The organism is Pseudomonas sp. EB271-G4-1 (assembly GCF_058791355.1).
This window is the reverse complement of the sequence record NZ_JBYTEO010000002.1, coordinates 38,598-60,007: the sequence shown is the minus strand read 5'-3', so window position 1 is coordinate 60,007 and position 21,410 is coordinate 38,598. Positions and strand designations below refer to the sequence as shown.

Here is a 21,410-nt window from a genome sequence, read left to right as displayed (position 1 = left end):
CTTGACCTCTGCTGCGTCAAAACGTCCCGATGGTTGCCCATCTTACCTTCAGCCTTGCCAAGACAAAGCATGCCTTGGGGATTAGAATGTCGCGCATTCTCTTTTGGTGACAGCGATATGACTGATCAGCGCAAAGGCAGCGATGCCGAACCCACCACTCACTTCGGCTTCAAAAACGTTCCGGAAAGCCAGAAAGCGGAAAAAGTCGCTGAGGTTTTCCACTCCGTAGCCGCCAAGTATGACCTGATGAACGACCTCCTGTCGGGCGGCATGCACCGCCTGTGGAAGCGTTTCGCGATCGAGTTGTCGGGCGTGCGCACCGGTAACCGGGTGCTGGACATCGCCGGCGGCACGGGTGACCTGACCCGCAAGTTCTCGCACCTCGTTGGCCCGACTGGCCAGGTGGTGCTGGCCGACATCAACGAATCCATGCTCAAGGTCGGTCGTGACCGCCTGCTGGACCTGGGTGTGGCCGGCAATGTCGAATTCGTCCAGGCTGATGCGGAAAAACTGCCGTTCCCGGACAACCATTTCGACTGCGTGACCATCGCCTTCGGCCTGCGCAACGTCACGCACAAGGAAGACGCCCTGCGTTCGATGCTGCGCGTGCTCAAGCCTGGCGGTCGCCTGCTGGTGCTGGAGTTCTCCAAGCCGACCAACGCGCTGATGTCCAAGGCCTACGACGCCTACTCTTTCGCCTTCATGCCACTGATGGGCAAGCTGATCACCAACGACTCGGAAAGCTATCGCTACCTGGCCGAATCGATCCGCATGCACCCGAACCAGGAAACCCTGAAATCGATGATGGTCGAGGCCGGCTTCGACCGCGTGACCTATCACAACATGACCGCAGGCATCGTCGCCCTGCACCGTGGCATCAAGCCCTGATGCTGCTCGCCGGCCTGCTCGCCAGCGTTGAGCTCGGCCTGAACCGAGTGCTGCGTCTCGACAGCACGGCACTGCCGCGGCTGGCGCATTTGGCCGGCAAAGTGATTGCCGTGGACTGCCGCAGCCCGGCGCTGCAAGTGTTCATCCTGCCCAGCGATGAAGGCCTGATGCTCGCGTCCCAATGGGAAACCGGCGCCGACTGCACCCTGCGCGCACCGGCCTCGAGCCTGCTGAAACTGGCGATGAGCAAAGACAAGACTTCGGTACTGCATGCACCCGAAGTCGAGCTCGACGGCGACAGCGGTGTATTGCTGGAACTGGCGGCGATCCTCCAGGACCTCGAGCTGGATTGGGAGTACGAACTCTCGCGCTGGCTTGGCCCTGTCGCCACGCAATTGGTCGGCGGTCATCTGCGCAGCCGTGCCCGCTGGTATCAGCAAGGATTCGCCAGCCTCGGCCAGAACCTGGGCGAATACCTGGCTGAAGAATCACGTACCCTCGTCGGTCAGCGCGAAGCCGAAGCCCGATTCAGTGAACTGGACCAGATCAAACTCGATCTGGAACGTCTCGAGGCGCGTTTCGAGCGCCTTTCCCGATCCCTCGACCCAAGCGATAACGCATGAAGCTGCTTGCCGTCCGCCGTTTGTTGCGCATCCAGCGCGTCGTGATCCGCTACCGCCTCGATGACCTGCTGTTCGCCCTGCCGCTGCCCTGGTTTCTCCTGGTGCTGCGTTACGCCTTGCCGTGGCGCTGGTTCCCGCGCAAGACGCTGGACCTGAGTCGTGGCGCACGATTGCGCTTGGCGCTGCAGGACCTGGGGCCGATTTTCATCAAGTTCGGGCAGATCCTGTCCACCCGCCGCGACCTGCTGCCCGAAGACATCGCCGATGAGCTGATGATGCTGCAGGACCGCGTGCCGCCGTTCGACTCGCAAGTGTCGGTCAATCTGATCGAAGAGCAGCTGGGCAAGAAAATCAGCGAAGTGTTCAGCCGCTTCGACGTCGAACCACTGGCCTCGGCATCGGTGGCCCAAGTGCACGCTGCACAGCTGAAAACCGGCGAGGAAGTCGTGGTCAAGGTGATCCGGCCTGGCCTCAAACCAGTGATCGCGCAAGACCTGGCGTGGCTGTTCATCCTCGCCCGCGCCGCCGAAAAACTCTCGGCCGATGCGCGCCTGCTGCACCCGGTGGACGTGGTCCAGGACTACGAAAAAACCATCTACGACGAACTCGACCTGCTGCGCGAAGCGGCCAACGCCAGCCAGCTCAAGCGCAACTTCGAGGGTTCGCCACTGCTGTACGTACCACAAGTCTATTGGGACTGGTGCCGGCCGAAAGTGCTGGTGATGGAGCGTATCTACGGCATCCAGGTGACCGACCTCGCGACCCTGGCGGACCAACGCACCGACATGAAAATGCTCGCCGAACGCGGCGTGGAGATCTTCTTCACCCAAGTGTTTCGCGACAGCTTCTTCCATGCCGACATGCACCCCGGCAACATCTTCGTCAGCACGGTGCAGCCGTGGAGCCCGCAATACATCGCGATCGACTGCGGTATCGTCGGCAGCCTTACCCCCCAGGACCAGGATTACCTGGCGCGCAACCTGTTCGCGTTCTTCAAGCGCGATTACCGGCGAGTGGCACAGCTGCACATCGATTCGGGCTGGGTGCCGGCAGAAACCAAACTCAACGAATTCGAAGCGGCGATCCGGACGGTCTGCGAACCGATCTTCGAAAAACCGTTAAAAGATATTTCCTTCGGCCAAGTGCTGATGCGCCTGTTCCAGACAGCTCGTCGCTTCAACATGGAAGTGCAGCCGCAACTTGTCCTGTTGCAAAAAACCCTGTTGAACATCGAAGGCCTGGGCCGCCAGCTGTACCCGGACCTCGACCTGTGGAACACCGCGCAACCCTTCCTCGAGCGCTGGATGCGTGACCGCGTCAGTCCCAAAGCCTTGTTTGGCAACGTGCAATCCCAGATCGAACAGATCCCGCACTTGGCCAATATGACCCGTGACCTGCTCGAACGCCTGTCCCAGCCCCATGCCAACGATCCGCCGCCACCCTGGCATCGACGCCGCGACGACTGGTTCCTGCGCCTGCTCGGTACGGCCCATCTGGCCGGTGGCGCGATCCTCGCCGCGGGCGGGCCATTGAACGATCTGGCCTATTGGCCAGCGGGCATCATGATGGCGGTCGGCTTGTATCTGGTCGTTCGCCGATAGCCAGTTGTGCTGCGCACTGGCACACTGTTTCAACGTTGAGCCCGACTAATGATGTGTCGGGCTTGCTGTCGGAGTCGAAGATGAAAAACTGGCTGGACGAGATCAAATGGGACGCCGACGGCCTGGTGCCGGCGATTGCCCAGGACCACAAGACCGGGCGCGTCCTGATGATGGCCTGGATGAACCGCGAAGCACTGGAACTGACGGCTGCCGAGAACCGCGCCATCTACTGGTCGCGCTCGCGCGGCAAGCTGTGGCGCAAGGGCGAAGAGTCCGGTCATGTGCAGACCCTGCATGAGATGCGCCTGGACTGCGACGCCGACGTGATCATCCTGATGGTCGAGCAGATTGGCGACATTGCCTGTCATACCGGGCGCCAGAGCTGCTTCTACCGTGTTTTCGAGAACGGCGACTGGACGACTGTCGACCCGGTCCTGAAAGATCCGCACGCCATCTATTGCGCAGGACACAAACATGAGTGACACGTTGATCCGTCTGGCCCAGGTGCTGGAAGAGCGCAAAGGCGCCGCCGCCGACAGCTCGTACGTCGCCAGCCTGTACCACAAGGGCTTGAACAAGATTCTGGAAAAAGTTGGCGAAGAGTCAGTAGAGACCATCATTGCCGCCAAGGACGCCGCCATCAGCGGCGACTGCAGCGATGTGATCTACGAAACCGCCGATTTATGGTTCCACAGCATGGTCATGCTCGCCCAATTGGGGCAGCATCCCCAGGCTGTACTCGATGAACTGGACCGTCGCTTCGGTCTGTCCGGACACGCCGAGAAAGCCTCGCGCCCGTCCGCCTGAATAACTATTAGAGAGGAGCAGCAGCATGGGCATTTTTGACTGGAAACACTGGGTCGTCATTCTGGTTGTCGTGGTACTGGTATTCGGCACCAAGAAACTGAAAAACCTCGGCACCGACGTCGGCGAGTCCATCAAGGGCTTTCGCAAGGCCATGAACGACGACGAAAAACCGGCCGACCCGACCGCGACTCCGGCCCAACCGGTTCCACCGGTTCAGCCACAGGCCACTGTTAACCAGCCGCACACCATCGACGTGCAGGCGCAAAAAGTCGAAGAGCCGATCCGCAAAGACTCGTGAGCACTGACTAATGTTTGGTATCAGCTTCTCTGAACTGCTGCTCGTTGGCCTCGTCGCCCTGCTGGTGCTGGGCCCCGAGCGCCTGCCGGGCGCTGCGCGTACCGCCGGCCTGTGGGTTGGCCGCCTCAAGCGCAGCTTCAACGCAATCAAACAGGAAGTTGAACGTGAAATCGGTGCCGACGAGATTCGTCGGCAACTGCACAACGAGCACATCCTGTCGCTTGAGCAGGAGGCCCGCAAGATCTTCTCGCCGACCCAGCAGCAACCGACACCTGTCGAGCCTGCAGCGTCGCCGACGATTCATGCGCCTGTCGTTGAATCTGCGCCAGTCGAAGTTGTACCTGTCGCAACGACCCCGGTCGAACACGTTGCACCTGCGGCGGCGCCCGTTGCGCCGGCCCCTCAAGACCCAACATTGCCGCCGCGAGCCCCATGAGCGATCTTCCTGAAAACGACCAGCACATGCCGCTGGTTTCGCACCTCACTGAGTTGCGTACCCGCCTGCTGCGCTGCGTAGCGGCGATCTTCATCATCTTTGCCGGGCTGTTCGCCTTTACCCAGCAAATCTACACCTTCGTCTCGACACCGCTGCGGGCCTACCTGCCAGCCGGTGCGACGATGATTGCCACGGATGTGTCGTCGCCGTTCCTGACGCCACTGAAGCTGACCATGATGGTGTCGTTGTTCCTGGCGATTCCGGTGATCCTGCACCAGATCTGGGGCTTCATCGCACCGGGCCTGTACAAGCATGAGAAACGCATCGCCGTGCCCTTGCTGTGTTCGAGCATCGTGCTGTTCTACGCCGGCATGGCGTTCGCCTATTTCCTGGTGTTCCCGCTGATCTTCAAATTCTTCGCCGCCGCCACCCCGGCCGGCGTGGAAATGATGACCGACATCACCAGCTACCTCGATTTCGTCATGACGCTCTTCTTCGCCTTCGGCGTGGCGTTCGAAATCCCGGTGGCCGTGGTGCTGCTGGTGTGGATCGGCGTGGTCGACGTGAAGTACCTGAAGAAAATCCGTCCGTACGTGATCATCGGCTGCTTCGTCGTCGGCATGATCCTGACCCCGCCGGACATTTTCTCGCAGACCCTGCTGGCCGTACCGATGTGGCTGTTGTTCGAGATCGGCATCCTGTTCGGCAGCCTGATCAGCAAGCGTGGCGAGCATCCGGACGACCAGCCTGCCGACGATAACAACGACCAGCCGCCAGCGACCCAACCGTGAACCTGCTGCTCCTTGAAGAGGCTGACTTCATTGCGGCCGACCGGGTGGTTCTGCGCGATCGGCGGTTGACCCACATGCAGGAAGTCCACCGCTGCGAAGTGGGTGACAGCATGCGTGTCGGCCGCATCGACGGGCTGATGGGCTCGGCGGAGGTTCTGCGCCTGGACGCCAACGAGGCGGAACTGCGCGTCACCCTCGACCAGCCCCCACCCGCCAAGTTGCCGTTGACCCTGGTCCTGGCCCTGCCGCGGCCCAAGATGCTGCGCAGGGTGTTCCAGACCGTCGCGGCCATGGGTGTGCCACGGGTCGTGCTGGTGAACAGCTATCGCGTCGAGAAGAGCTTCTGGCAGACACCGTTCCTGGAGCCCGAGGCCATTCGCGAGCAATTGATCCTGGGCCTCGAACAAGCCAGGGACAGCGTGTTGCCGCAAGTCGTGATCGAGAAACGCTTCAAGCCGTTCGTCGAAGATCGCCTGCCTGCCATTACCGAGGGCACTCTCGGCCTGGTTGGTCATCCAGGCCAATACCCGCCCTGCCCCCGCGCCCTCACCGAGCCCGTGACCCTGGCCATCGGCCCGGAAGGTGGCTGGATCCCCTACGAGATCGACTTGCTGGGCAAGTCCGGCCTGCAACCGGTGCAGCTGGGCGAGCGCATCCTGCGCGTGGAAACTGCCGTTACCGCGCTGCTCGCCCGGCTCTTCTAACCAAACACCGCCCCCCTGTAGGAGCGAGCATGCTCGCGATGGCCAACAGAGCGCCGCAGGGTTTCAGGCAGCCAGCGTCATCGTTAACGACCTTCGCGAGCATGCTCGCTCCTACAGGATTTCCCCCGCCTGCCGATATACCTCCCATGAAACCAATGTTTGCTCCGGGAGAGTTGCAGCATGTACCAATCGCTAGCCGATAAACTGGGGAACGTAAGCGTAAACCGCAAGCTGGGCGTCGGCTTCGGTCTTGTGCTGCTGCTGACGATGCTGATCACCTTCACGGGCTGGACCGGCCTGAGCGACGTCACCCGTCGCGGTGATACGCTGGGGTTCATTTCCGATATCAACGGGATGACCAAAGACCTGCGCATCGCCCGCCTGGATTACGAAATGCGCCGCGGCGAACAAGGCCCTGGCGCCGTCAACGATTTGCTGGGCAAGCTCGACACCAGCCTGCAAGCGGCTCGCCGGATGATCGAGCAACCCGCCGACGTGACCATGGTCGACCAGCAATTGGCCGCCGTCAGCCAGTACAAGCAAGCTTTCGCGTCCATGACCCAGATCAGCGCCAGTCGCGAAGATGCTCGCAGCAAATTGGGCGCCACCGCCGACAATGCCGTGGCCAAAGTCGCCGAAGTCGAACAATCCCTGCTGCAAGGCGACAGCGTGGCGCAGTTCAACAGCGTGATCGACTTGAGCAAATTGATCCAGCAAGCGCGCTTTCAGGTGCGTGGCTACACCTATAGCGGCAAGGCCGAGGCAGAACAGCCAGCGCTGGACGCCATCGACAACGCCCTGAAATATCTGCAAAGCCTGCCGTCGAAGCTGCCAGAACAACACATCGCTAACTTGCAGCAAGCAACAGACTCGCTCAGGGCTTACCGCGCCGCGGTCATCCAATACCACGATTCCCAGACCGCCAGCGCCGATGCATTCAAACATATGGCTGCCCAAGGCGAGATTCTGCTCGACGTCAGCAAGAAGCTCACCGTCTCGCAAACCCTGGTGCGCGATACCGACGTAGCGCACGCCAAGAACATGCTGTTGCTGGCCACCCTCCTGGCCTTGGTCATAGGCCTGTTTGCCGCCTGGGCCATCACCCGGCAGATCGTGATTCCGCTGAACCAGACCCTCAAGGCGGCCGAACGCATCGCCGCCGGCGACCTGACCCACAACCTGGTGTCCCGTCGCCAGGATGAACTTGGCCAACTGCAGCGCGCCATTCAGAGCATGACCCAAGGCCTGCGCGAATTGATCGGCGGCATCAGCGACGGCGTCACGCAGATCGCCAGCGCCGCCGAGGAACTGTCGGCCGTCACCGAACAGACCAGCGCCGGGGTCAACAGCCAGAAGGTCGAGACCGATCAGGTGGCGACCGCCATGAACGAGATGACCGCAACGGTGCAGGAAGTCGCACGCAACGCTGAGGAAGCCTCGGAGGCCGCTGTAGCAGCCGACCAGCAGGCCCGCGAAGGTGACAAGGTAGTCGGCGAAGCCATCGCGCAGATCGAGCGCCTGGCCAAGGAAGTGGGTCACTCCACCGAGGCCATGGGCGAGCTCAAGCGCGAAAGCGACAAGATCGGCAGCGTGCTCGACGTGATCAAGTCGGTGGCCCAACAAACCAACCTGCTGGCGCTCAACGCGGCTATTGAAGCCGCCCGTGCCGGTGAGGCGGGGCGCGGTTTTGCCGTGGTCGCTGATGAAGTGCGCAGCCTGGCCCAGCGTACCCAGAAGTCCACCGAGGAAATCGAAGAGCTGATCGTCGGCCTGCAAGCCGGCACCCAGCAGGTGGCGACGATCATGGACAACAGCCGCAGCCTGACCGACAGCAGCGTCGAACTGACTCGCCGCGCAGGCGGCTCCCTGGAAAACATCACCCGCACGGTTTCAGCGATCCAGTCGATGAACCAGCAGATTGCTGCCGCCGCCGAGCAACAGAGCGCGGTGGCTGAAGAGATCAATCGAAGCGTGTTGAACGTGCGTGACGTGTCCGAGCAGACATCGGCTGCCAGTGAAGAGACTGCGGCGTCCAGTGTGGAACTGGCGCGATTGGGGACGCATCTGCAGATGCTGGTGGGTAAGTTCAGGGTTTGATTGAGAAGGCGGCTGCAGGAGCAAAGACAGCTCATGCTGTCTAAACCTCATGTCGCCGCCATAACTCATGGACCACTCATTATTGGCAACCACCATGAATTCAATTTAAAACAACAAATATTAAATTCTAGACTCTTTCTCGACACCCCTCCACTAACAGTTCAGATAGTGGTGAACTCCAGACTTCCTGTGCATTAATTACGCTAATTCCAGCGCAGGCCATCCATCATGTCGCCACAAGAGTTTACCCATCAGGCCGACTCCGAATACAGAAACGATCATCTCCCAAGGGTTTCTGTATCCAACACCGAAAATGACGTACTGAACTTCAGCGAACTGACTACTGACCCGATAGTCAGCGTTGATTCTTGGGCAGAGATAACCGGCCACACGAGACTGTGGCTTCATTGCAAGTGCACACTGACTGATAGAAGTCCGGGAACGATTAAGTTGGCGGAGTTTACGAGGGCAATCCATCAAACAGGGAAAGCTGCTTTCAGTTGCAAACTGCCCCTGGACGAACTTGCCAAGCTTGCCGATCAATCGCACATTATAATAACTCTTATGATCAGCACTGATGGCTCGCGTAAAAAACAATCACTTCGCTGCTCGCGCACCAGCCTGGTACTCCACCGCCCTGCAACCCTGAACAACTATAGCCGCTGGATGACAGATATAGGCCCTGATCTAGAAAGCCTCAAGATACATGATCTGATAATACCTCAAACGCATAATGCTGGTGTCGACCAGAAGGGCGCCGGATGGCCGGTGGATCAGTGGTGGGCTTGCCAAGATGACACTTTCTCCTATCAATTGAACAAAGGCGCTCGGGCTTTCGATTTGCGATTGCTCCACAAAGGTAGCAGGTACATGTTTCACCACAGTGGAGAGCACTCGAATCGCCACCTGGATCACTGCATTCAAGACGTTTTTCAGTTCGTACAACAAAACCCGGGGGAATTCGTAATTCTAGGTGTCCATGAAGCACAGAATCTCGACGACTTTAATAAACGTAGAGCCGCCCATGATATTGAAAGGATACTCGGAGCGCATTGCATTCCACCAGAAGCATCTCAGATGACGATCGCTCAAATTCGGAATCAATGGCCGGGCCGAAACGTCATTGTCGCCTGGGACTTTCCATATGGACTTCATTGGCCAAAAGTTCATCAAACCTGGACCGGAGACGATCTGAACAGCTCAGCCGAGCTTGCAGAACATATAAAATCCGTCTTTAAAGACCCCCCCACCAACAAGTTATGGTCGATGTTTGCCGCTGGTTACGATTGGCTGGGGCCAATCCGCTTCTCTCCCAACTCTGTGCTCTGGAAGCCTTTTTTTGAAGGCATTCACTCTGATCGCTACAGAATCCCCAGCAAAGGAAACATGATAAATGTAGATTTCATAGCGGGCACGGCAGTAGTCGACAAGTGCATCAACGCCACGCGCATGAGAGCCAATCGAGCCCGCCAATCCCGACCAGTGGGTCTTACTGTGGGCAGGACAACAACCGACTCAATTTTTTTGGAGTGGCAACGACCTTTCGACAGCGAACAACTTAACGCATATGTACTGTGCAAAGATGGCCAGTACGTTGCCACTAAATCAAACTCAACGCAATTTACATTCGATGGATTGAAAGACGGGACTAATTACCGACTCGGTGTATACGCACTATTCAACTCCGGCTACGGTGCTACAGCTGAAATCGTTGGACGCACTGTAGGAATACCAGACATCACAAAACCCACCCCACCGACTAATTTCAGACTCGACATGATCGGCGAGGTCGGTGCGGGCCTTCTTTCCTGGGATGCTGCCACCGACAACATAGGGGTCACTGGATATCAGGTTTATTGCGACGGCGTACCGTCTGGAGGGCTTTTACAACAAACCTTCAAATCAATATATCTAACTTCTGGCGCATCGTACAAAATCCGCGCCTTTGATGCAGCCGGAAACTTCGCCGATTCCGAATCACTAGTAGTGCCCCAAGACCAACTCCGCCCCAGCAAACCAACCAACGTTCGCCCCACCTCAATAACCGGCGACTCCGTCAGCCTGGAGTGGGATCCATCCAGAGACAATATCGGGGTTACCGGTTATCGAATCTACCGCGAAAACACTCCGCACGACACTGTAACCATCCCCTTTTTCATCGACCGGAATCTCAACGACGTTACAGCGTATACCTATAGCGTCACTGCGCTGGATGGTGCGAACAACGAATCTTACAGGTCAGAATCACTGACAGTTACCACGCTGGACATAACACCGCCGTCCAAGCCGAAAAACCTCAAGATTTATACTCAAGGAGAAGTGAGTGCTCTGATCTGCGACAGTTCAACCGACAATGTCAAAGTGATTAAATATGAATGTTATAGAAACGGTGTGCTCGTGAGCTTTTCTGAAGCCCCGACTTTCATAGTTCACGTTACCGAACCCTACTGGTTCAAGATACGCGCTCTTGATGCCGCCGGAAACTATACGGACTCGGACCTGCTGGCATCCGTAGACCTTCAGCCACCTAGCAAACCTGGCGGGTTGCGAGCCAGATACATTACCGACTACTCCGTCACTCTGGAGTGGCGTGCCTCCACTGACAACGTTGCAGTCATCGGCTATCAAGTATTGCGCAACAATATTCCACTCACTACTGTAGAAGATACCCTATATACCGTCACCGGCTTGGAGCCAGGGTCGAACCATGTATTCATGGTTCGAGCGTTGGACCCTGCTGGAAACTTTACTGACTCCGCTGAACTACCAGTCACCACCACCATACCTGACATTACACCGCCCTCCAAACCCACCAACCTAAGAGCTACAACAGTCACCCATACCTCCGTAACCCTGCAGTGGGATGCGTCCAGCGATAACGTGGGGGTTCTTGAATATGAGGTCTACATCGACGGCTGGTGGTTCACATACGTGCGTGGCACAACCCTTACCGTTGAAGGCATGACCGAGGGGGCGACTTATTTTTTCAAAGTGCGCGCGCTGGATGCCGCCGGAAACGGTACCGACTCCGACACCTTGCCAGTCACCACCACCAAACCAGACACAACAGCGCCCTCCAAACCTGAAAACCTGATCGCACGGTATTCCACTTCCAGCACCGCGCGCCTGCAGTGGGATGCAGCCAGTGATAACGTCGGAGTTGTTCTTTATGAGATCTTTGTAAACGGTAATTTCAGCCACACAGCATTCGGTACGATCGCTATTGCTAGCGGTCTGGCCGGTTCTACCGAATATTTATTCTCGGTACGGGCGATAGATGCCGCATCAAACGCCGGCAAGTTTGCGCATTTCGTCCATCACCATCTAGGTTCGGATTTAACGCCACCGAGTCCTCCGAGTAACTTAAGAGCCTTCGAGATCACCAGCAACTCCGCTCGCCTTTCGTGGTCCCCTTCGACAGACAATGTTGCGGTGACTGGGTATGAGATATGGCACTTGCAGGAGCGGATCGATACGGTGCCCGATCTGCAATATCTCATCACCAATCTGAACGCTTCCACCACCTACACCCTCAGGGTGTACGCTGTGGATTCTGCTGGGTACCGCTCGGAACCGAACAGGGTTGAAGTAACCACGCTTGCGAGCAATGGCCCGACCAATCTGACGTTCGAACGGTCCAGCGACATTGTCGGACTTCTCAATTGGGAACCTCCCGTTGATAGTATCGGCGTCACCGGTTATCAGCTTTCACGAGATCGAAACATCCTCGGAGATCTTCCCGATACCTACTACCTGTTCCTTAATTTGACGCCCGGTGTAACGCACTTGTTCGAGGTGCGAGCGAACCGCAATGGGACGTATTCGGATGCTGTCCACATCAGGGGCTGATCTGGGAATACCGACAGCAAGCTCCTGCGCCCACAGTGTCTTCGTCTAGTTGTACATCCTGTGGGCAGGAGGCGCCCAAGCGTTTTGCTGCGTGACGTACAACGCAAGACCAAGAAACCGGCTCACAACACCTGGCGTAAAAACGCCTGCGCCCGCGGATCCTTCGGCGCATCAAAGAACTCTGCCGGCGAAGCGTCTTCAAGCAGCTTGCCATGGTCAAAGAACAACACCCGGTCCGCCACTTCCCGCGCAAAGCCCATCTCGTGGGTCACGCAGACCATGGTCATGCCTTCCACGGCCAGTGTCTTCATCACATCCAGCACTTCGCCAACCATTTCCGGGTCGAGCGCCGAGGTCGGCTCATCGAACAGCATCACCTTCGGTTCCATCGCCAGCGCACGGGCAATCGCTACCCGCTGTTGCTGACCGCCGGACAGCCGCGACGGAAATTCGTTGGCTTTCTGCGCAATACCGACCTTTTCGAGCAGCACCATGGCCTTGGCCTCGCGCTCTTTCTTGCCGCGCTTGCGCACGACTTTCTGCGCCAGGCACAGGTTTTCCAGCACTGTCATGTGCGGGAACAGGTTGAAATGCTGGAATACCATGCCAACTTCACGGCGGTAGGCGTTCACGTCGGTTTTCGGATCGGCCAGTTGCAGGCCGTCGATGCTCACCGAGCCAGAATCAAACTCCTCCAGGCCGTTAAGGCAACGCAAGAAGGTCGACTTGCCGGAACCGGATGGACCGATCACAACCAGCACTTCCCCTTTGGCGACCGTTGTACTGACGTTATCCACGGCGCGTACCACTTGGCCACGGGTATCGAAGACTTTTACCAGATCGCGGACTTCAATCACTTTGCGCGAGCCTCCGCTCAAGCCGGCTGGCGATTTTCGACAGCGGCAGGTTAATCAACAGGTACAGGCCGGCGACGCAGAACAGGATTTCGAACGGCGAGAACGAGGTGGTGATGACTTCGCGACCGCTCTTGAGCAGTTCGGTAATCGCGATCACCGACACCAGCGACGTGTCTTTCACCAGACTGATGAATTGCCCGGCCAGCGGCGGCAGTACGCGCTTGAACGCTTGCGGCAGCACCACGTGGCGCATCGACTGACCCGCGCTCAAGCCGAGGGAGCGGGCCGCTTCGTTCTGGCCACGGGCGATCGACTGCACGCCGGAGCGGATGATCTCTGCGACGTAGGCGCCGGTGAACAGCGACAGCGCGGCGATCCCGGCGAATTCCCGGGACAGGTTCATTACGGTGCCGATGAAGAAGTAGAAAATGAAGATTTGCACCAGCAGCGGAGTACCGCGCACCAGTTCGACGTAGATGGTCGAGAGGTCGCGCAGGGTCGGGTTATTCGACAGCCGACACAGGCCCGTCGCCAAGCCAATCAACAGGCCGAGCACGCCGGACACCACGGACAGCCACAATGTGGTCCAGAGACCCCACAACAGCGGCCCGGCGGCCCAGTGGCGGGTTACGCCAATCACATCGCCTTCGGCCACATCATCGCCCTGGGCGACTTGCAGGCTGTTTTCGTCGACGATCAGGTGTTGTTCGTCGCCTGCGTCATTGCGCAGCGTGACCTCAGCTTTATCGCCCTTGCGCACTAACTCGCTGACGGTGGAGATGTCGGCGGCGCGCTGGGATTCTTCGGCGTGGTAGGCAAAGTACTGCGGTACGCGGTTCCAGCGCCATTCGTACGACATCAGCGAGGTGGCGTAATACAACGCGCCAGCCAGGCCGATCAGCACCAGCACGGTCAGGACGTGCCAGGGCCATTGGGCTTTTTTCTGTTTCATGAACGCTTCTCTGATTCGCTCGTTCCCACGCTCTGCGTGGGAATGCATCCTGTGACGCTCTGCGTCACGCTTGCGAAGGGACGCGGAGCGTCCCGGGCGGCATTCCCACGCAGAGCGTGGGAATGCTCAAGTAGAGGTGTTACTCCATATCCTTCTGCCAAGCGGTGTCTTTGAACCACTTGTCATGGATGCGATCGTAGGTGCCGTCTTCTTGGATCTGGTGCAGGAAGTTGTTGATGAAGTTGATGCTGTCGTAGTCACCCTTCTTCAGGCCGAAGGCCAGCGGCTCGTAGGTGAACGGCTTGTCGAGGAACACCAGCTTGCCGTTGCCGACCTTGTTCACGGCGACAACGTTGTAAGGGGCGTCGTAGATGAAGGCGTCGGCCTTGCCATTGACCACGTCGAGCACAGCTTCCTGCTCGTTGTCGTAGCCGTGGTACTTGGCTTTGGCAATGAGCTTTTTGGCGACCATCTCGCCGGTGGTGCCGAGTTTTGAGGTGATGCGGTAGTCAGCGGTGTTCAAGTCTTTGTAGGACTTGATGGTGCCTTCCAGCTCCTTGCGGATCAGCAGGGTCTGGCCGACCACGATGAACGGTTCGCTGAAGTTCAGGCGCAGGTTGCGCTCCTGGGTCAGGGTCATGCCGCTGCCGATCATGTCGAACTTGTCGGTCAGCAGGGCCGGGATGATGCCGTCGTAGCCGGTGGACACCAGCTCCAGCTTGACGCCCATGGCCTTGGACATGGCTTTGAGGATGTCGACTTCGAAACCGATGATTTCGCCGCGCTTGTTGGTCATTTCGAACGGCATGTAGGTCGGGTCCATGCCGACTTTCAACGTGCCGCGCTTGACCGCGTCATCAATGGCACCGGCCTGCGCCGCGCTGACTGCAACCAATGCCGTGACGCCGAGCAGCAGCATCGACAGATACTTCTTCATCTTCAAGTCCCCAAAACCATTGCGTTTGCGGCACGAAATCGACAGTTTTCCTGAGAAAACCGATAGATACGGACGCAAAACGGTCCGGGCGCACCAATTCGGGGACGGATGCTAACGCACCTGTCCAATTGCACAAGTTTTTTGGGCAATTGATCGTTCCCACGCTCTGCGTGGGAATGCAGCCAGGGACGCTCCGCGTCCCAACGATCAATAAAAAACCCGCTTTCGCGGGTTTTTTTTCGTTACGCCAACTGAGGCTGTGCGCTCAGCGGCTGAAGCGGCAACAGCGGTGCATGGGGGTCGGCCTGGACCGACTTGCGCCAAGCACCCAGCCACTCAGGGTGACCCTCGCTCCAGACCTGATCATGCAAACGAGCCAATGCAACCGGGTCGCTCAGCAACTGTACCCGCTCATTTTTGGTCAAGCCTTCAGGCCCGACTTTCATCGCGTGCCGGACCCGCTCCACCCGCAGCCATTCGATCGGCTCGGCCTCACGGTGCCGCGAGGTCGCCAGCGCACACGCCAGGGCGTTCTGCTGTGGATCGACCACCGCGCGGATGAAGCCTTCCTTGAGCGCGTGATAACGGTTTTCATGAGTGTACTGGTCAGTCGCCAGCAACGCCTGCGGTGGATTGTATTCCTCTGGAATCAGGAACAGGCTCTCGTCACGGGACTTGAGGCCCAGGCCGACGCGGCTGGAAATCACCGACACCGGGATCGACAACATCAGCGAACCGACGATCGGTACCAACCACCACAGGAAGCTTGGGTTCAGCCAGATCACCAGCAGTGCCCAGAAGAAACCGAGCAAGGTCTGCGGACCGTGGCGCTTGACCGCTTCGCTCCAGGGTGTGGAGTCGTCGTCACGCTGCGGCGAGTTCCAGGTCGCAGCCCAGCCGAGGAATGCGGCGAGCACGAAACGGGTGTGGAAAATCATCCGCACCGGCGCCAGCAGCATGGAGAACAGCATCTCCAGCAGCATCGACAGCGTGACCTTGAACTTGCCACCGAACTCTTTCGCGCCCTTGGCCCAGATCAGGATGATGCTCAACAGCTTCGGCAGGAACAGCAGCACGATGGTGGTCGAAAACAGCGCAATCGCCTTGTCCGGATGCCATTGTGGCCACAGCGGATAAAGCTGGCGCGGTTCAAGGAAGTATTGCGGCTCCATCAACGTATTGACCGCCAGCAGCGCCGTCGACAACACCAGGAAGAAGAACCACAGTGGCGCCGACAGGTAAGACATCACGCCAGTCAGGAACACGGCGCGGTGCACCGGGTGCATGCCCTTGACCAGGAACAGGCGGAAGTTCATCAGGTTACCGTGGCACCAGCGACGGTCACGCTTGAGTTCGTCCAGCAGGTTTGGCGGCAATTCTTCGTAGCTGCCTGGCAAGTCGTAGGCAATCCACACGCCCCAACCGGCACGGCGCATCAGCGCGGCTTCGACGAAGTCGTGGGACAGGATCGCACCGGCAAACGCGCCTTTACCCGGCAACGGCGCCAGGGCGCAGTGCTCGATGAACGGCTTCATGCGGATGATCGCGTTGTGGCCCCAATAGTGGGATTCGCCCAACTGCCAGAAGTGCAGGCCAGCGGTGAACAGCGGACCGTACACACGGGTGGCGAATTGCTGCATACGCGCATAAAGGGTGTCCATGCCCGACGCACGTGGCGCGGTCTGGATGATCCCGGCGTCCGGCGTGGCTTCCATCAGGCGCACCAGGCTGGTCAGGCACTCGCCGCTCATCACGGAGTCAGCATCGAGCACCACCATGTACTTGTAGTCACCCCCCCAGCGACGGCAGAAGTCGTCGAGGTTGCCGCTTTTACGTTTCACACGACGACGGCGGCGACGATAGAAGATCTTGCCGAAGCCACCGGCTTCGCGGCAGACGTCCAGCCAGGCTTGCTGTTCGGCGACGCAGATGTCGGCGTCGTTACTGTCACTGAGCACGAAGAAGTCAAAGCGATCCAGGTCACCTGTGGCGGCGACCGACTCGAACGTTGCACGCAAGCCGGCGAATACACGAGGCACGTCTTCGTTACAGATCGGCATCACCAGTGCGGTGCGCGCATCCTTCGGAATCGGCTCGTTGCCAGCGCTTTTGCCGGAGATACGATATTTATCGTGACCAGTGAGCAACTCGAGAAAGCCCATCAGTGCGGTCCAGAAACCGGCCGAGACCCAGCAGAACAAAATTCCGAACAGGATCAGGATGCTGGTCTGCAACGCGTACGGCAGCACTTGCGTGGCGGTCTGCAACAGCGGTTGGTGCAGGACTTCATCAAGGTCGACGAACGACCAGCCCTGGTACGGCATGATGCCTTTCATGTACCAGCCGGCGACGATGGTTTGGCCGAGCATCAGCACCAACAGAATGTAGCGACGGATCGAACCGACCGTGCGCCAGCGCGCCGCCGGCAGCACGTTCTCGTCTTTCGGTGGTTTCGGCGGGTTGGTGCGACCGGTTAGACGTCGCCAGCCGCGCACCAGGATATTGGTACGCCATGGCTCCGGCACGACCTTGGTCCGACGAATCGGCGGGGTCGCCTTCAGGCAGACGCGACCGCTGGCGTCGAGCGCCAGCATTTCAGCGTCCTGCAACTCTTCGGCGGTGCTCAGGGTCAGGCGCTTGCCAACCGATGCCTGGGCGGCCTCGGTCGGGGCGTCAAATGTCGAAGACGACAAACGCTCGTGCAATTCGCTGAAGGACTTACAGCCCGCGAGTTCCGCGCGCTGCTGGTCGGTCATCGGCAGATGTGCCAGGTACTCGGACAGAGTCTCTGGCTGTACTTGAGAATTACTCATCGGCAGGCAACTGGTAGCTCCAGGTCTCGGTCAGGACTTCTTCAGTCGATGCCGATTCCGGTGTGGCTGGGGCCGCGTCGGCAGCAGCAGGCTGCTTGGCGTCATTGTTGTTCGCCTTGTCCTTGGCATCTGCGACTGGCTTGGCTTCGGCCTGCTTGGCCTCGGCGGCCTTCGCTTCCTTGTCCGCTTTCTCCGCTTGCTTGGCGGCAACTTTGTCGGCCTTGGCAACGGAAGAAGTGGATGCTGGAATCGAAGTCTTGGCCAGATCGGCAGGCACGATGTTCTGCACCAGTGCAGCACGCATCTCGGTGGACTTGCCCGGGTCCTTGATCTTCATCCGCAGAGTCAGGCGCCAGCCCTTGGTTTCAGGGTTGTAGCGCACGCTGTTCTCGACCAGTTCGGCGTTTTCGCCGACGCTGACCTGGCTGCGAACATCCGTATCCGGGGCCAAAGCTGCCAGGGACGGACCTTCGAAGTCCACCAGATAGGCAACGCTGCCGTCCGGCTGACGAATCAGGTTGGACTGCTTGACGTCACCGGTGGATTTGAGGGTCTGACTGACCCAGGCACTGTCCGGTGCGTGCAGCGCCGCTTCGTCCATGGTCCAGTGCATGCGATAAGCGAAGTCCAGCGGCTGGCCTGGCTCCGGCATCTTTTCCGGGCTCCAGAACGCCACGATATTGTCGTTGGTTTCGTCGGCGGTCGGAATCTCGACCAGATCGACGGTGCCCTTGCCCCAATCGCCCTTCGGTTCGATCCAGGCGCTTGGGCGCTTGTCGTAGCGATCGTCGAGGTCTTCGTAGTGGCTGAAATCACGACCGCGTTGCAGCAAGCCGAAGCCACGCGGGTTCTCGACGGAGAAGTTGCTCACCGCCAGGTGTTTCGGGTTGTTCAGCGGACGCCAGATCCACTCGCCGTTGCCGGCATGGATCGCCAGACCGCTGGAATCGTGCAGCTCACGACGGTAGTTCAGCACTTTCGACGGCTGGTTGGCGCCGAACAGGAACATGCTGGTCAGTGGCGCGATGCCCAGTTTGCCAACCTTGTCGCGCAGGAACATCTGCGCCTTGACGTCGACAATGGTGTCGCTGCCCGGACGCAGGGTCAGGCGGTAGGCGCCGGTCGCCCGTGGCGAATCCAGCAGGGCGAAGATCACCAGGTGCTTGTCGCCCGGTTTCGGCTGTTGAATCCAGAACTCGCGAAAACGCGGGAACTCTTCGCCGGACGGCAGTGCGGTATCGATCGCCATGCCGCGAGCGGACAAGCCGTAGACGTGACCCTTGCCGACCACGCGGAAGTAACTCGCGCCCAGCATGGTCATGATTTCGTCTTGCTTGTCAGCCTTGTTGACCGGGTACAGGACGCGGAAACCGGCGTAACCCAGTTGCTCGGTGGCCTTGGGATCGAACTTGACGTCGCCGAAATCGAAACGACTCGGGTCGTACTTGATCTCTTCGACGGTGTTCGCCGTGATTTCGTTGATTTTCACCGGCGTATCGAAATGCATGCCCTGGTGATAGAACGACAGCTTGAATGGGGTCTTCTGATCGGCCCATTCGGCTTTTTCAGTCAGGAAGCGAATTTTCTGATAATCGGCGAATTTCATCTCGCGGAATTCGTTCGGCAGGTTACTGCGCGGAGCTTCGTACTTTTGCCCGGCCAGCTCTTTTGCCTTGACCGATACATCATCCAGACTGAATGCCCAAAGCTGGCCGGCGCTGAGCAGGCACAGCAGTGCCGAGCCCGCTACCAATGCGCTACGAAACCGTTTGGCAGTCAATTTTGGTGCGTTACAGGGACTAACAATCACGAGCAACCCTCGCCGAAAACAGATCAAAAAACCAACGGCCAGTTAAAGGGCCAGCAGGTATCCGGCGCGAAAAAGCCGACCCTGCAGACCACTCTTGCCAAGTTGGCGAGCATTGTTCCGACTCCGCTGGGGCAAAATGATTCCCCAATCGGATCCGGACAAGTCTCTACCTAAGTCAAAATGGACCAACGAACGCTGATCCCCGTAGCGCGCGATTATCTAGTAGGCCGCGTTACAACGCATCAGGGGTAACAAAGTATTTATCGGGATAAACGCCTGTTTTCGACCGAAAAGCGCTTAAAAAGATGTTTCAAGCGCTTTCAGGTCTGTAACAGAAAGGTAACCGGGCCATCATTGACCAGGTGCACCTGCATATCCGCGCCGAATCTACCTGATGCCACAGTGCCATGCACCTGTTTCGCTTTGCTTAATAGATAGCCGAAAAGCTCCTCGCCCAAGGCCGGGGGGGCCGCGGTCGAGAAACTCGGTCGCAGCCCGCTCTTGGTGTCGGCGGCCAGGGTGAACTGCGAGACCAGCAACAACCCGCCACCCACATCCGCCAGGGACAGGTTCATCTTGCCCTCAGCGTCGCTGAACACACGATAGTTAAGCAGCTTATTGAGAAGTTTGTCGGCGCTGGCCCGCGTGTCGTCGGGCTCGACGGCTACCAGCACCAGCAAACCCTGGTCGATTGCGCCGACCACCTGCCCCGCTACCTCGACCCGCGCGCCGCGCACGCGTTGCAGCAAGCCCTTCATGCTTCTTCAGGCGACAGGTCGAGCAAGCGCCGGGCCATTCGGTCGGCAGCGCGTACCAATGCATCGGTAATCCCCGGCTCAGCGGCGGCATGGCCCGCGTCCCGGATTATTTGCAATTCGCTATTGGGCCAGGCCTGGTGCAGCTCCCAGGCGTTATCCAATGGACAGATGACGTCATAGCGACCATGGACGATCACGCCAGGCAAATGGGCGATCTTGCCCATGTCGCGAATCAGCTGATTCGGTTCGAGGAAGGCGTTATTGGTGAAGTAGTGGCACTCGATGCGGGCGATCGACAACGCACGCTGCGGCTCGGAGAAACGATCGACCACCAGCGGGTTCGGACGCAGCGTCGCGGTCCGGCCTTCCCACGTGGACCAGGCTTTGGCCGCGTGCATCTGGGCGATCTGGTCGTTGCCGGTGAGTCGTTTATGGAAGGCGTTGAGCAAATCGCCGCGCTCGTCCATCGGGATCGGCGCAACGTAGTCCTGCCAGTAATCGGGGAACAGACGGCTGGCACCCGCCTGATAAAACCATTCGATTTCCTGCGGGCGGCAGAGAAAAATCCCGCGCAGGATCAGCCCGTGCACACGTTCCGGATGGGTTTGCGCGTAGGCCAGCGCCAAAGTCGAACCCCAGGAGCCGCCGAACAGCACCCACTTGTCGATGCCCAAGTGCTCGCGGATTCGCTCAAGGTCGGCGACCAGGTCCCAGGTGGTGTTGTTTTCGAGGCTGGCGTGGGGGGTGGAACGACCGCAACCGCGTTGGTCGAAGGTGACGATGCGGTACAGGTTTGGATCGAAGTAGCATCGGCTCGCAGCATCACACCCGGCACCGGGACCGCCGTGAATGAACACCACCGGCAAACCTTGCGGTGAACCGCTTTCGTCGACATACAGCGTGTGGGTTTCATCGACGGCCAGATCGTGCCGGGCGTGGGGTTTGATCTGCGGGTACAAAGTCTGCATTGCGCACTCCGTAAGGGGTCGAGGTCATCCCTGGGGGGACTTCTATTATTCTGCCGTTGGGCATCATAAACCCGATTTACGTCAATGAGCATGCACTTGCTGGATTGTAAATTTGCCGCCGGAAAACCTGTGGGAGCGAGCCTGCTCGCGAAGAGGGCGTGTCAGGCGCTATCCATGTTGACTGACCCACCGCATTCGCGAGCAGGCTCGCTCCCACAAGG

General features: G+C 58.9%; 18 protein-coding genes and 1 pseudogene. 12 read left to right on the top strand and 7 right to left on the bottom strand.

Annotation, left to right across the window (positions count from 1 at the left end; translation table 11 throughout):
- The first annotated feature begins 117 nt into the window (after window positions 1–117).
- The 12 genes and pseudogenes from ubiE to AC3WWR_RS01260 all read left to right on the top strand — a co-directional run bounded on the left by ubiE (window position 118) and on the right by AC3WWR_RS01260 (window position 12,094).
- A complete protein-coding gene (gene ubiE / locus AC3WWR_RS01315) occupies window positions 118–888 on the top strand; it encodes a bifunctional demethylmenaquinone methyltransferase/2-methoxy-6-polyprenyl-1,4-benzoquinol methylase UbiE (RefSeq protein WP_007989286.1) in 771 nt (256 codons plus the stop codon).
- On the top strand, window positions 888–1,511 hold the full coding sequence (locus tag AC3WWR_RS01310) for a ubiquinone biosynthesis accessory factor UbiJ (RefSeq protein ID WP_020801016.1): 624 nt from the start codon (window positions 888–890) through the stop codon (window positions 1,509–1,511). The genes ubiE and AC3WWR_RS01310 overlap by 1 nt, the downstream gene beginning before the upstream one ends.
- Window positions 1,508–3,112 (top strand): ubiquinone biosynthesis regulatory protein kinase UbiB, encoded by a 1,605-nt coding sequence (gene ubiB / locus AC3WWR_RS01305; RefSeq protein ID WP_020801015.1) that lies wholly within the window; start codon window positions 1,508–1,510, stop codon window positions 3,110–3,112. Before AC3WWR_RS01310 ends, ubiB begins: the two co-directional genes overlap by 4 nt.
- 80 nt (window positions 3,113–3,192) lie before the next feature.
- The gene (gene hisI, locus AC3WWR_RS01300) at window positions 3,193–3,594 is read left to right on the top strand and encodes a phosphoribosyl-AMP cyclohydrolase (protein ID WP_033045332.1); all 402 of its coding nucleotides are present in this window, start codon (window positions 3,193–3,195) and stop codon (window positions 3,592–3,594) included.
- The gene (locus AC3WWR_RS01295; RefSeq protein ID WP_020801013.1) at window positions 3,587–3,919 is read left to right on the top strand and encodes a phosphoribosyl-ATP diphosphatase; all 333 of its coding nucleotides are present in this window, start codon (window positions 3,587–3,589) and stop codon (window positions 3,917–3,919) included. Before hisI ends, AC3WWR_RS01295 begins: the two co-directional genes overlap by 8 nt.
- A gap of 25 nt (window positions 3,920–3,944) precedes the next feature.
- On the top strand, window positions 3,945–4,217 hold the full coding sequence (locus AC3WWR_RS01290; protein ID WP_020801012.1) for a twin-arginine translocase TatA/TatE family subunit: 273 nt from the start codon (window positions 3,945–3,947) through the stop codon (window positions 4,215–4,217).
- 10 nt (window positions 4,218–4,227) lie between these two features.
- Complete coding sequence (tatB, locus tag AC3WWR_RS01285) at window positions 4,228–4,653, top strand: Sec-independent protein translocase protein TatB (RefSeq protein WP_033045334.1); 426 nt, start codon at window positions 4,228–4,230, stop codon at window positions 4,651–4,653.
- Window positions 4,650–5,444 (top strand): twin-arginine translocase subunit TatC, encoded by a 795-nt coding sequence (gene tatC / locus AC3WWR_RS01280; RefSeq protein WP_008058092.1) that lies wholly within the window; start codon window positions 4,650–4,652, stop codon window positions 5,442–5,444. Before tatB ends, tatC begins: the two co-directional genes overlap by 4 nt.
- Window positions 5,441–6,148: a 16S rRNA (uracil(1498)-N(3))-methyltransferase gene (locus AC3WWR_RS01275; RefSeq protein WP_033045335.1), complete on the top strand. Its 708-nt coding sequence runs from the start codon at window positions 5,441–5,443 to the stop codon at window positions 6,146–6,148. The genes tatC and AC3WWR_RS01275 overlap by 4 nt, the downstream gene beginning before the upstream one ends.
- Before the next feature lie 180 nt (window positions 6,149–6,328).
- Window positions 6,329–7,390: pseudogene (locus tag AC3WWR_RS01270) on the top strand (methyl-accepting chemotaxis protein); the annotation flags it as partial.
- A complete protein-coding gene (locus AC3WWR_RS01265; RefSeq protein ID WP_404821818.1) occupies window positions 7,382–8,245 on the top strand; it encodes a methyl-accepting chemotaxis protein in 864 nt (287 codons plus the stop codon). The pseudogene AC3WWR_RS01270 and the gene AC3WWR_RS01265, both read left to right, overlap by 9 nt.
- Before the next feature lie 228 nt (window positions 8,246–8,473).
- Window positions 8,474–12,094 (top strand): fibronectin type III domain-containing protein, encoded by a 3,621-nt coding sequence (locus AC3WWR_RS01260; RefSeq protein WP_492598412.1) that lies wholly within the window; start codon window positions 8,474–8,476, stop codon window positions 12,092–12,094.
- A 122-nt stretch (window positions 12,095–12,216) separates the two neighbouring features.
- On the opposite strand, the gene AC3WWR_RS01255 is transcribed toward AC3WWR_RS01260, so the two are convergent.
- The 7 genes from AC3WWR_RS01255 to pip form a co-directional block, all read right to left on the bottom strand.
- Window positions 12,217–12,951, bottom strand: coding sequence for an amino acid ABC transporter ATP-binding protein (locus AC3WWR_RS01255; RefSeq protein WP_020798521.1), 735 nt, complete (start codon window positions 12,949–12,951; stop codon window positions 12,217–12,219).
- On the bottom strand, window positions 12,944–13,903 hold the full coding sequence (locus tag AC3WWR_RS01250; protein ID WP_033045447.1) for an amino acid ABC transporter permease: 960 nt from the start codon (window positions 13,901–13,903) through the stop codon (window positions 12,944–12,946). The genes AC3WWR_RS01255 and AC3WWR_RS01250 overlap by 8 nt, the downstream gene beginning before the upstream one ends.
- 139 nt (window positions 13,904–14,042) lie before the next feature.
- Window positions 14,043–14,840 (bottom strand): transporter substrate-binding domain-containing protein, encoded by a 798-nt coding sequence (locus AC3WWR_RS01245; protein WP_020798519.1) that lies wholly within the window; start codon window positions 14,838–14,840, stop codon window positions 14,043–14,045.
- Between the two features lie 242 nt (window positions 14,841–15,082).
- Complete coding sequence (mdoH, locus tag AC3WWR_RS01240; protein WP_492598411.1) at window positions 15,083–17,653, bottom strand: glucans biosynthesis glucosyltransferase MdoH; 2,571 nt, start codon at window positions 17,651–17,653, stop codon at window positions 15,083–15,085.
- The gene (locus AC3WWR_RS01235) at window positions 17,646–19,463 is read right to left on the bottom strand and encodes a glucan biosynthesis protein G (protein ID WP_432668891.1); all 1,818 of its coding nucleotides are present in this window, start codon (window positions 19,461–19,463) and stop codon (window positions 17,646–17,648) included. Before AC3WWR_RS01235 ends, mdoH begins: the two co-directional genes overlap by 8 nt.
- Window positions 19,464–19,783: 320 nt before the next feature.
- Complete coding sequence (gene dtd / locus AC3WWR_RS01230; RefSeq protein ID WP_020798516.1) at window positions 19,784–20,221, bottom strand: D-aminoacyl-tRNA deacylase; 438 nt, start codon at window positions 20,219–20,221, stop codon at window positions 19,784–19,786.
- Window positions 20,218–21,189, bottom strand: coding sequence for a prolyl aminopeptidase (gene pip, locus AC3WWR_RS01225; RefSeq protein WP_033042745.1), 972 nt, complete (start codon window positions 21,187–21,189; stop codon window positions 20,218–20,220). Before pip ends, dtd begins: the two co-directional genes overlap by 4 nt.
- Window positions 21,190–21,410: the final 221 nt, after the last annotated feature.